General features: G+C 68.6%; 11 protein-coding genes. 3 read left to right on the top strand and 8 right to left on the bottom strand.

Annotation, left to right across the window (positions count from 1 at the left end; genetic code table 11):
* Positions 1 to 350: 350 nt before the first annotated feature.
* The 3 genes from hslU to yqfB form a co-directional block, all read right to left on the bottom strand.
* Entirely contained in the window at positions 351 to 1694 is a 1344-nt protein-coding gene (gene hslU, locus E5K04_RS12290) for an ATP-dependent protease ATPase subunit HslU (protein WP_136554509.1), read from the bottom strand.
* A gap of 5 nt (positions 1695 to 1699) precedes the next feature.
* Positions 1700 to 2236, bottom strand: a complete 537-nt coding sequence (gene hslV, locus E5K04_RS12285; protein ID WP_136554507.1) for an ATP-dependent protease subunit HslV — start codon at positions 2234 to 2236, stop codon at positions 1700 to 1702.
* Between the two features lie 187 nt (positions 2237 to 2423).
* The gene (yqfB, locus tag E5K04_RS12280) at positions 2424 to 2747 is read right to left on the bottom strand and encodes a N(4)-acetylcytidine aminohydrolase (protein WP_136554504.1); all 324 of its coding nucleotides are present in this window, start codon (positions 2745 to 2747) and stop codon (positions 2424 to 2426) included.
* Between the two features lie 140 nt (positions 2748 to 2887).
* Here yqfB and E5K04_RS12275 point away from each other — a divergent pair, with 140 nt between their 5' ends.
* Together E5K04_RS12275 and E5K04_RS12270 are read left to right on the top strand one after the other, a co-directional pair.
* Complete coding sequence (locus E5K04_RS12275; RefSeq protein ID WP_136554502.1) at positions 2888 to 3904, top strand: class I SAM-dependent rRNA methyltransferase; 1017 nt, start codon at positions 2888 to 2890, stop codon at positions 3902 to 3904.
* A 16-nt stretch (positions 3905 to 3920) separates the two neighbouring features.
* Positions 3921 to 4418 carry a YgjP-like metallopeptidase domain-containing protein gene (locus E5K04_RS12270; RefSeq protein ID WP_136554499.1) on the top strand — a complete coding sequence of 166 codons (498 nt, stop codon included), beginning with the start codon at positions 3921 to 3923 and terminating at the stop codon, positions 4416 to 4418.
* A gap of 49 nt (positions 4419 to 4467) precedes the next feature.
* Here E5K04_RS12270 and E5K04_RS12265 read toward each other — a convergent pair whose 3' ends face one another.
* Positions 4468 to 4926, bottom strand: coding sequence for an outer membrane lipoprotein (locus tag E5K04_RS12265; protein WP_136554497.1), 459 nt, complete (start codon positions 4924 to 4926; stop codon positions 4468 to 4470).
* 79 nt (positions 4927 to 5005) lie between these two features.
* Positions 5006 to 5743 carry a substrate-binding periplasmic protein gene (locus E5K04_RS12260; RefSeq protein WP_136554496.1) on the bottom strand — a complete coding sequence of 246 codons (738 nt, stop codon included), beginning with the start codon at positions 5741 to 5743 and terminating at the stop codon, positions 5006 to 5008.
* Between the two features lie 140 nt (positions 5744 to 5883).
* Here E5K04_RS12260 and E5K04_RS12255 point away from each other — a divergent pair, with 140 nt between their 5' ends.
* A complete protein-coding gene (locus tag E5K04_RS12255; protein WP_136554494.1) occupies positions 5884 to 6072 on the top strand; it encodes a hypothetical protein in 189 nt (62 codons plus the stop codon).
* Here the strand turns inward: E5K04_RS12255 and E5K04_RS12250 are convergent.
* The 3 genes from E5K04_RS12250 to E5K04_RS12240 form a co-directional block, all read right to left on the bottom strand.
* A complete protein-coding gene (locus tag E5K04_RS12250; RefSeq protein WP_136554492.1) occupies positions 6018 to 10046 on the bottom strand; it encodes a DEAD/DEAH box helicase in 4029 nt (1342 codons plus the stop codon). The genes E5K04_RS12255 and E5K04_RS12250 overlap by 55 nt on opposite strands.
* Positions 10047 to 10104: 58 nt before the next feature.
* The gene (locus E5K04_RS12245; RefSeq protein ID WP_136554490.1) at positions 10105 to 10608 is read right to left on the bottom strand and encodes an FUSC family protein; all 504 of its coding nucleotides are present in this window, start codon (positions 10606 to 10608) and stop codon (positions 10105 to 10107) included.
* 97 nt (positions 10609 to 10705) lie between these two features.
* A complete protein-coding gene (locus E5K04_RS12240) occupies positions 10706 to 11212 on the bottom strand; it encodes an FUSC family protein (protein ID WP_136554488.1) in 507 nt (168 codons plus the stop codon).
* Positions 11213 to 11243: the final 31 nt, after the last annotated feature.

Below are 11243 nucleotides of genomic sequence, written 5' to 3'. Positions count from 1 at the left end.
CTTCGCCAAGCACTCACACCTATCGGTTGTTCGTTCTGTTAAAGAGCAGTGCTGACTTCGTTTCGTTTGCGTCGTCAGCTGAGGAGGCGAACTATACGTTTCCGGCCGGCCTGCGTCAACGCTTTTTTTAGAAAAACCGCACATTCCCCAAATTTTTCATCGATGCGGAATTTTTTCTATTAAATATCAAAATGTTGCCTTATTGCATAAAAATTAGCGGCTAAAATTTCTAGCGCCCCCGCTCGTATACACGCCCGTTTTGCGGGCGGAAAACCTTCCCGTACTCCGGATAAAACCAAAAAAGCCGCGTCGGCCGCGGCTTTTTACAGGTTTCCCCCGTGAAAACGGGCTTAGAGCACGTACCGGGCAAGATCCTCGCGCTGCGACAGCATCTCGAGCCTGGTGTCGACGTAGGTGGCGTCCACTTCACAGAGACCGGTCTTCGCGTCGAACGAGATTTCCTCGAGCAGTTTCTCCATCACCGTATAAAGGCGTCGGGCGCCGATGTTCTCGGTCTTCTCGTTGACCTGCCAGGCGATCTCGGCCAGCCGCTGGATGCCGGACTCGGCAAACTTGAGCTCGACACCTTCGGTTTCGAGCAAAGCCTGGTACTGGCGGGTCAAGCAGGCGTCGGTTCCGGTAAGGATCGCCTTGAAGTCGTCGACCGACAGCGAGGTCAGCTCGACGCGGATCGGGAAGCGACCCTGCAGTTCCGGGATCAGGTCAGAAGGCTTGGACAGGTGGAACGCGCCCGACGCGATGAACAGGATATGGTCGGTCTTGACCATGCCGTACTTGGTGGTGACGGTCGTCCCCTCGACCAGCGGCAGCAGGTCGCGCTGGACGCCGGCGCGCGACACGTCGGCGCTGTTGCCCTCGGAACGGCTGGTGACCTTGTCGATCTCGTCGAGGAACACGATGCCGTTCTGCTCGACGTTGGCGAGCGCCTCGGTGCGCAGCTCCTCTTCATTGACGAGCTTGGCGGCCTCCTCGTCGATCAGCAGGCGGCGCGCCTCGGCGACGCTCATCTTGCTGGCCTTCTTCTTGCCCGCACCCAGCCCCTGGAACATCGTCTGCAGCTGGCTGGTGAAGTCTTCCATCCCCGGCGGGCCCATGATGTTCATCGCCGGCGCCGTCATCGCGACGTCGATCTCGATTTCCTTGTCGTCGAGCTTGCCCTCGCGCAGCATCTTGCGGAATTTCTGGCGGGTCGCGTTTTCCTCGGCCTTGGCCGGTTCAGGCGCCGGTTCGCCGGCAAAGAAACCTGCGTTCTGGCGCGGCTGCGGCAGCAACACGTCGAGGATGCGGTCTTCCGCGGCGTCTTCGGCTCGGTAGCGGTTCTTGCGGATCGCGCCGTCGCGGGTTTCCTTGAGTGCGACTTCGACGAGGTCGCGGATGATGGTGTCGACGTCACGGCCGACGTAGCCGACCTCGGTGAACTTGGTCGCCTCGACCTTGATGAAAGGCGCGTTGGCGAGGCGCGCGAGGCGGCGGGCGATCTCGGTCTTGCCGACGCCGGTCGGCCCGATCATCAGGATGTTCTTCGGCGTGATCTCGCCCTTGAGCGGCTCTTCGACCTGCTGGCGGCGCCAGCGGTTGCGCAAGGCGATGGCGACCGCACGCTTGGCTGCGTGCTGGCCGATGATGTTCTTGTCCAGTTCGTGGACGATTTCCTGCGGGGTCATCGTGCTCATCGCGTTCAATCCAGCGTTTCGATCAAATGATTGTGGTTGGTATAGATACAGATGTCGCCGGCGATCTCCAGCGACTTCTTGACCACCACGGCGGGCTCAAGCTCGGTGTTCTCGAACAGCGCGCGCGCGGCCGACTGGGCGAAGGCGCCGCCGGAGCCGATCGCGGCGATCCCTTGCTCGGGTTCGAGTACGTCACCGTTACCGGTAATGATCAGAGTGCTTTCGCGGTCGGCGACGATCAGCATCGCCTCCAGGCGGCGCAGCATGCGGTCGGTCCGCCAGTCTTTTGCCAGTTCGACCGCCGAGCGCACCAGATGGCCCTGATGTTTTTCCAGCTTGGCTTCGAAGCGCTCGAACAGGGTGAACGCGTCGGCGGTACCGCCGGCGAAACCTGCCAGCACCTTGTCGTGGTACAGGCGGCGCACCTTGCGCGCGGTGGACTTGATGACGATGTTGCCGAGGGTGACCTGCCCGTCGCCGCCCAGCGCTACGCGCTCGCCGCGGCGGACAGATACGATGGTGGTTCCGTCGAACTGCTGCATGTTGTTTCCCGATAAGTAAGGGCCGCCGCACGGACGCGGTGGCCTTCATCTATATATGGCGCCGCCCGGCAAATACAAGGCAGCCACACCCATGCCGTAGCAGGGGGATTTTCCGTAATTTTTTATTACGTATTTCGTTAAATAGATAACAATATTTATACCTCAAACCTAAACAGGCATTTCAGGCTCAGGAATGGGCCGTATCGCACACTTTAAAACGGATCAGCCAGAACTTGTCGCGACCGGGGTAGATCCCGGCGAGCACGTCCTTCAGCTCCGCCAACGTCATGTTTTCCTGTCCGGCGAGCGTGTCGTCCAGCGCATCCAGCGCGATCGGGTGGACGCCTTCCACGCAGATGCGGCAAAACCAGCGGTCATCCTCGAAGGTGTGCACGTCCAGCGTCTCGCCGACACGCGGCCACGATTCGGCCTCGTCGCGCAGGGTGATCGTCTTGCGGCCGGCGAGGATGTCGGGGACAAAGCGGGAAAAGAAAGTCAGCTTGCGGTACATGGCGGTCATCCTCCATACAAATCAATGGCTTAATCATGAACCCGGCATGACAAACTGGCAAACTGCCGGCCGGCACGCCGGAACGCGGCGGTAGACGTACAATGCGGCATCTCATCGATGAATTCAGACAAGGATCTCCCATGCCCGCCACCCTGGCCGAGCTGCTCTCGAACGCGCTCGACGCACGCAGCACGCTTTGCGCGAAACTCGCAGAGGAAAACACCGATGCCTACCGCCTGTTCGACGGCGACACCGAAGGCCGGCCGGGCCTGAGCGTCGACCGCCTCGGTGAACTCGTGCTGGTGCAGACCTTCGACGCGCCGCTGGATGCGGAAGAAGAAGAGGGCATCGCCCGCCTGTACCGCGAACGCCTGCAGCTGGACGCCGTCGTCTACAACGCTTTCAGCGCCCGCCATCCGGGCGCCGGCAACGCGCTGTCCGGCGAACAGCTTGCCCAGGCCGAACTGCCGCGCGTCGTCCACGAGATGGGCGTCAAATACATGGTGCAGGGCCGCCACGAGGAGCGCGCACCGCAGCTGCCGCTGGCAATGCGGGCGGCCCGTCGTCGCCTGATGGCGCTCGCGCCGGGCAAGACCGTGCTCAGCCTGTTCGCGCACACCTGCAGCGTGGGCGTGGTGGCGGCCAGGGCGGGTGCGGAGTTCGTGCTGAACGTCGACGCGTCCGAGGCCGCGATCAAGGTCGGCCGCAGCAACGCCAAACTCAACGCGCTGCCACACCGGCCGCGATTTATGGTGAGCGACTTGTTCGCGGCGATGCGCCAGTTCGCCGGCATCGGCCAGCCGCGCTTCGTGCGCGGCAAGCGGATGCCCAAGTTCCCGGAAGTGGAAGCACGCCAGTTCGACCTGGTCTTCCTCGACCCGCCGCGCTACGCGAAGAACCTGTTCGGCGTGGTCGACGTGGTGAACGACTACCCGGCCCTGTTCAAGCCGGCGCTGCTCGCGACTGCCGAGGGCGGCACGCTGATCTGCAGCAACCCGGCGCCGGAAGTCGACGCCGAGGCGTGGCTTGCACAACTGCAGCGCAGCGCACTGAAGGCGGGCAGGGAAGTGCGCGAGGCACGCTGGATCGTCCCCGAGGCGGACTTCCCGGCGGCCGATGGCCAGCCTGCGCTGAAGATCGTCGAGTTGTCGGTGTGAAGGCGGCCTTGCCACAATGACGGGTAGCCCGACGCTGAAATATCTGGCCGGCTACCCGGAACCTTTGTTGCAGCAGGCGCAGGCGCTGCTGGCCGAGGGCAGGCTGGGCGAGCTTGTCGCGCGCAAGTACCCGGGACGCCACGCGGTGCAGAGCGACAAGGCGCTGTTCGAGTACGCGCAGGCCTTGCGCCAGCGCTACCTGAAGACAGCGCCGCCGCTTGCCAAGGTACTGTTTGACAACCGGCTGGACCTGGTGCGCGGCACGCTGGGGCTACAGACACGCGTTGCGCGCGTGCAGGGCAGCCGCCTGCAGCGCAAGCACGAGATCCGCGTCGCCGCGCTGTTCCGCGACGCGCCCGAAGCGTTCCTGCGGGTGATCGTGGTGCACGAGCTCGCACACCTGAAGGAAGGCGGGCACGACAAGGCGTTCTACCAGTTGTGCCGCCATATGGAACCGGACTACCACCAGCTCGAGTTCGACATGCGGCTGTGGCTGACGGTGAAAGACCCGTAACTAGCGGGGAACAGGGCAGGGGCGGCGGACGCCGCCCCCAGCGGGACGCTTACTGCGGAATCACCCGCGCGTCGGGACCGCTGCCCTGCACGACGACATTCTCGCCGACGAACAGTTGCGGGTTGGGCGGCTGGGTCACGCCGACGCCGACGCCGTTCTGCATGCGCACCATCACGTACTGCGCCATCTGCGGCTGGGCCGGCGCCTCGCGCTGCTGGACCTCGCTGCCGAGGTAACCGCCACCGAGCGCGCCCAGCAATGCGCCGACGTCACGGCCGGTCCCGCCGCCGATCTGGCTGCCGAGCAGGCCGCCGGCGACGGTACCGATTACCGAGCCTATCCCGTAATGGCCGCTGTCGCGGATTTCGACCGGGGTGATCGACTGTATCACCCCGAAACGCAGTTGCTGGGTATCGTAACCGCCACCGCCGTACATGCCGTTGCTCGCGCACGCCGAAAGCAGGACGGAAGCGGCCAGTACCGCCGCGGCGACCTTGCGAATGCTCATGATGTTCTCCCTGACAGGGGCAGCCCATCCGGCTGCCAGACAACGGTCAGTCTAGTCAAACATCCTGAATTCGCCGCCCCTAGGGCTGCCCGCGCTGACAGGCCGCCAGCTGGGTATTGAAACGCTGCAAGAAGTCGGGAGACTCGCCGGCCAGGAAGCGGTGCCCGAAATAGACGCCCAGCGGGCGGGAGAGCAGCAGGACCGAGCGGACGCGCCGTTCTGCGCCGGCGGCACGCACCTGCACGTCCATCGCCAGCTGGCTGCCGAGCACGGCGTCGACCCGCTTGCGCAGCAAGAGGCCGAGCAACTCGTCGTGCGTCGGCGGGTCGGCCAGCAACTGGTAGCCGTTGTCCTGCAACCAGCGCGCCATGTTCGAGCCGTGGTAGGCGGTGACCCGCGCGTGCTGCCGGAACTCGGCCGACCCCGGGTCGAGCAGGCTGCCGGCCGGCAGGTACCAGCGCCATTCCTGGGGCGCGACGGTCGCCGAAAGCGTCGCCCAGCGGTCGCGCTCGGCGTTGGCCGACGCCGGAAAAAAACCGTCCGCCTGGCCATGCTCGACCATCGCCTGGCTACGCGCCCAGGCGGTCAGCCGCACTTCCAGCGGTACCCCCAGCCGGCGGAACGCGCAGCGCACCCGCTCGAGCGCGAGCCCGCTCGCCGGCACGCCGTCGGCGTTCACTTCGACGTACGGCGACTGCTGCTGCGTCATCAGCACCACCGGCGGCCTGGCCTCAGCCAGCAGCGGCAGGCAGGCCAAGAGCCCGCCCAGCAAGCCCGGCAGCCCCGTCTTGTTTGTCCACTTTCCGGCACATGTCATGACGGAAGGTTACCGCCGGGGCCAAGTGTCGTCAAAATGCCCGCAATACTCCTTAACATCCCGGCCTTGCCCGCTTAAGCCCGCCGTAAGACGCTGCGCCGACTATGGACGCCACTGGAACCACGACAAGGCGCGACACCATGGAACCCTTCACCCAATTGTTCACCGACGAAACCGCCTGGCTCAGCATCGCCGCCCTCGCCGCGGCACTGGGCAAGTTCGCCTTCCTGCTGTGCTTCTTCATCCGCGAGGCCGCCAAGGCTGCCCCCGTGCTTCAGCCGCGCATCAGCGCGAGCATCTCGTCGGCCGTCGGCGGCGACAGGGGTTGAGCGCCTGAAAGCACCGCGTCGGCCAGCGCGCGCTTGTCCTCGTGCATGCGCAGGATGCGCGGCTCGAGCGAACCTTCGTTGACCAGCCGGTAGACGGTGACCGGTCTTTGCTGCCCCATGCGGTGCGCGCGCGCGCTCGCCTGGTCTTCGGCGGCCGGGTTCCACCACGGGTCGGCGATCACCACGTAGTCGGCGGCGGTCAGGTTCAGGCCGAAACCGCCAGCCTTGAGGCTGATCAGGAACACGTCGCCTTCGCCGCGCTGGAACGCCGCGACCAGCCGGTTGCGCTCGGCGACCGGCGTGCTGCCGTCCAGTTGCAGGCAGCGGATGCCGGCGCGGTCGAGCGGCTCGCGCAAGAGCCCGATAAAGTCGACGAACTGGCTGAACACCAGCACCTTGTGCCCGCCCTCGACCAGCGCGCCGGCCAGTTCGGCGAAGGCGATCACCTTGGCACCGGCCAACCGGATGTCCGGCTGTACCAGCCGCGGATCGCATGCGGCGCGGCGCAGCCGGGTCAGCTGCGCGAGCACGTTCATGCGTGCCTTGCCGCTTGCGTCGCTGGCAGCGCTCTCCTCGGCGTCGGCCAGCGCCTTGCGCCTGAGCGCCTCGTACCACTGGGCCTCCTCACGCGACGCGCGCACCGGCAGCAGCAGCTCGGTGCGCGGCGGCAGCTCGGTCAGCACCTCTTCCTTGCAGCGGCGCAGCACGAAGGGCGCGATCAGCGCGCGCAAGGCGTCCAGCGCGTCGGCACGCCCTTCGCGTTCGATCGGCTGCGCGAAGCGGCGGGCGAACTGCTCCTCGCTGCCGAGCAGGCCGGGGTTGCACGCGTGCATGATCGCCCACAATTCCATCAGCCGGTTCTCCACCGGCGTCCCCGACAACACCAGCCTGAACGCCGCGTCTTGCGCGTAGACCGCGCGGCTGCGCGCCGACTGCGGGTTCTTGATCGCCTGCGCCTCGTCGACCACCAGCGTATGCCAGCCGCGCGCGGCAAAGGCGCCGGACGCGTCGGCGAACAGGGTGTACGACACCAGCAGCACGTCGCCGGCCCCCGCGCCGGCCAGCAGGCCGGCACGGTCGGCCGCGTCGCCGTAGCTGGCCACCCGCAAGGCCGGCGCGAAGCGGGCGATCTCCTGCGCCCAGTTGCCCAGCAGCGAGGTCGGCGCGACCACCAGCGCGGCGCCGCCTTCGGCACGCGCGAGCAGCACCGCGATCGACTGCAGCGTCTTGCCCAACCCCATGTCGTCGGCGAGGCAGGCGCCCAGCCCGCTCTGGGCGAGCCGCATCATCCAGCGGTAGCCGGTTGTCTGGTAGTCGCGTAGTTGCGCACACAACCCGGCCGGCGGCTCGCATGCCGTGTCCGCCGGGCGCTGCAAGCGCGCCAGCCGTTCGCCCAACGCGGCGTCTACCTCCAGCGCGGCGTCACCGAGCCCCGACAGGCAGCCCACCGCCGCCGCCGGCACGCGCACGCCGCCGGCCGCCGGCTCGGAGAGCAGCGCGAGCTGCACCAGCGCGTCGCGCAGGCTGTCGGTCAGCGCGAGGTAACGGCCTTCGTCCAGCTCGATGAAGCGGCTGCCGTGGCGGCGCAGCTTCTCGAGCAGGTCGATTAGCGCCAGCACCCGCTCCTCGTCGAGTTCGAGCTCGCCCTCCAGCGACAGCCAGTCCTGTCCGCCCTGGCCGCGCACCCGCAAGGCGGGTGCGGCCACGGCGTCGATACGCACCGCCCGCCCGCGCGGCCAGTCAAGCAGCGGCGCAGAGGGCAGGGCAGAGAGCCGCTCGATCAACGCGAGCGCGGCGTCGCAACCCCGTATCGTCCACGCCTGCGGCTTGCTGGCGCCACGCCGCTCGAGGCCGCACGCGTCGACGATGGCGGCGAGCGCGGCGCGTTCGGCGGCGAGGTCGCGGCGCAGCGTGCGCCGCACTTCGCCGTCGCGCAGCGCCAGCATCGCGCCACCGTGGCCGGGTACCAGCCGCGGCCCGTCGACGCCAGCCGGCGCGGCGACCAGCCGCAACTCAAGCGTTTCACCGTCGAACATCAGCTCGGCGCGCAGCTGCCTGGCAGCCGCCTCGGTTGGTGCGGCGCCACGCGCCGGCAGCTCGCCGACCACGGTGAAATGGCTGGCCAGCACAGAGAGCGTCGCCGACAGCGGCTCGGCGCCGGCCGGCGGGATGGCGGGCAGCGCGCCGAGCAGCCGCGCCGCACGCTGCTGCGCCTCGTCCAGCCACACCAGCACCGCGCGCGAGGCGGACTCGCGGCGCACCGTCAGGGCGGCCAGCGCGTCCTGCTCACGTTCCGGACTGCCCGACAGGGCCGCCGCGCGCAGCGGCGGGTCGACCTGCAGGGTCCAGCCCGCCTCGGTGCGCGAGACGATCAGTTGCGGCGCCCGCAAGGCCAGCTCGACGGCGACGCCGGGCGCATCGGCCCACTCGACGCCCGGATGGCCGACCAGCGCCGGCAGCGCGAGCGTCAAGTCGAGTTGCCAGCCGCGCCCCGGCCCCGGCCTGATCGCCCGCGCGACCCGCGCGTCGGCGTCGGCAAGCGTCGCGTCGGCGGCGAGCGTAGCCAGCGCCACCGGGCGTGCCGTCCCCCAGCCGCGCGCGCCAAAGCGCTGCTGCCAGGGCTCGATCGCGCGCACCGCACCGTCGTCGCCGACGTCCAGCCGCCAGCGCAGGCGGTTGCGGACCGGCCCTGCGCTGAATAGCGCGGAGAGCTCGTCCAGCTGTTCGCGCCAGCCCTGCGCACGGACGGCGGCAAAGAAGGCCGGCGTACCGGGCTCGCCCATCAGCCGGGCCAGCGCCGCGTCGTACTGGGCCTGCAGCCAGCCGAAGCCGCAGCCGGCCAGCCTGTCGTGCAGCGCCGCCAGGGCCGGCGCGTCGGCCGGCTGCAGGGACGGGCGCCCTTCGCGCGGCCCCAGCCACGCCCGCATCATCAGGCGCAGCAGGTCGTCGGCGTCGGCGTGGTGCGGCGTGCCCTGCAACGGCAGCCCGGCCGCGTCGGCGTCCAGCCGGCCGGCACGCGCCTTGAGCGCGGTCGCGATGATGCCCCAGCGGCTGTCCTCGCCGTGCGAGCGTCCGTGGCGGCCGCATAGCGCGAGCGCGGCGGCGCACGACGTGGCGTCGCCTGCCGCCATCAGCGCGAGCGGCTGCAGCCAGGCGAGCGCCTCGGGCAGGGCCGCGTCACGCTGGGCGACGTCGAAGCCCGCCGCGGCAGCTGAAAAATCGCCGCGGGCAAAGGCAAGCGCCGCGCCCAGCGCAGGCACGTCGGCGCTACCGGCCAGCGGCGGGCGCGCCAGCATCTCCGCCAGCCTGTCGTGCTCGCCCGCGAACAGCCACGCCTGCGCGAGCAGCGATGCGAGCCGGGCATCCCCCTCGCCGGCCGCCAGCCTGTCTTCGACGGTAACAAGCAACGGCCGCATCGCCGCGTCGCCCGCGAGCAGGCGCTCGAGCGCGCGCCGGCCGAGCGCCGCGGCCCACTCCGGCGCCAGGCGCGCGAACAGGTCGGCGTCGACCACGCCAAGCCCGGCGCGCTCGAGCACACGCGACCACAGGATGCTGCCGCCGCACGCGTCGCGCCATGCCGTCAGGCGCGCCTGGTTCGTACCCTGCCACAGCAGCAGGCGGATCACGCTGAGCGCGGCCGCCTCGCTGGCAAAGCGCGGCGCGCGGCTGCGCTCCAGCTGCCAGAACGCGAAGAGCGCGTCGCGCAGCCGCTCGCCGGCGTAGCCGTCGAGCAGGGCACGCCAGGCCGGTGCCAGAGCGTCGGGTGCCACCACCCAGCGCCCGCCGTCTGCCGGCGCGACACACGCGTCCCGCGACAGCTCAGCCAGCGCGGCCTCGACCGCTTCTTCGTCGAGCAGGGGGTCGAGGCGCCGGCCGAACGCCAGCACCTCGGCGTGCGTCGCCGCGCGGGCGATCAGGCAAAGTGCAAACAGGCAGGCGGCGCCGGCAGGCTGGGCGGGGATGGAAAAAGGCATGGCTGCGGGCACGACGGGACAAAACGCCGATTCTAGCGCAGCGGGCGTAGCCGTCGTGTCAGTGGCCGGCCGGATACGGCCACAGCCAGGCGACCAGCAGGGCGACCAGCGAGCCTAAAGTGGACTCGTCAAAGCGCAGGCCGGCGTTGGCGAGCGCCGGCAGGCTGGGGTGAAGCTCGGCGACCACCAGCACCACCAGCACCGTGATGCAGCCGAGCCGGCCGTTATCGGGAACGCGCAGTCCCTGGCAGACCAGCACGGTCAGGAACACGCAGACGAGCACGCCGGGCCACGCCACCGGGAAAAATTCGAGGTAGAGCCAACTGAGCACGGCGCCGATCAGCGTGCCCAGCACGCGCTTGAACGCCGCGCTGCCGGCCTCCCCGTGCGTCGCCTGCAGCACGACGATGCCCGAGATGGACGCCCACATCCCGCCGGTCGCCGGTGATGCATTTGGTATCAAACTGCCCAGCAAATTGCCGCCGCCGTTGGCCAGCGCCACCCCCAGCATGATGCGTAAAGCGGCTTTCCAGTCGAGTCTGGCGGGCATCAGCGCGGCCATCCGCTCCTCCTCATATTCCGGAAACTGGCCTGACGGACCCTAGCGGCAGGCAGGCCCCCAAGCTGTGGACAACTCTGTGCATCGCCCAGGCCTTGCCTCACTTCCCCTGCGCCTTGTAGGACCACAGCGTGGCGACCAGCAGGGCCACGCCGGAGCCGACCGCCGCCTCGACAAAGCGCAGCGCGGCATTGGTGAACGGCGGAATCCCCGGATGCAGCGACGAGACCACCAGCACGACCAGCACCGTCACGCAGCCGAGCCGGCCGTTGTCCGGCACGGCGAAATACTGGCTGACGACGACGGTCAGGAACACGCACGCCGCCGTGCCGAACCAGGTCTCCGGGAAGAACTGCAGGTAGGCCCAGCCGACCAGCGCGCCGACCAAGGTGCCCAGCACCCGCTTGGCCGCGGCGGTATGCGCCTCGGTCGCGCTGGCGGAGAGCACGACGATCGCCGAGGCCGCGGCCCACAGGCTGCCGACGCTGGCACTCGCGTACGGGATGAAACTGCCAGACAGGTAGCCGCACGCCTCGGTCAGCAGCACGGCCAGCACGATGCGGCAGGCGGCGACCAGGTCGACGCGGGACATGCTGGGCGAAACCATGGCTGGACTTTCTGCGGGCAACTGATAGCAA

Origin of the sequence: Crenobacter intestini (assembly GCF_004919095.1) — a bacterium.
In the GTDB taxonomy this organism is placed as follows: Bacteria; Pseudomonadota; Gammaproteobacteria; order Burkholderiales; family Chromobacteriaceae; genus Craterilacuibacter; species Craterilacuibacter intestini.
The sequence above is the reverse complement of the archived record's forward strand: the minus strand, read 5'-3'. Positions and strand labels throughout refer to the sequence as shown.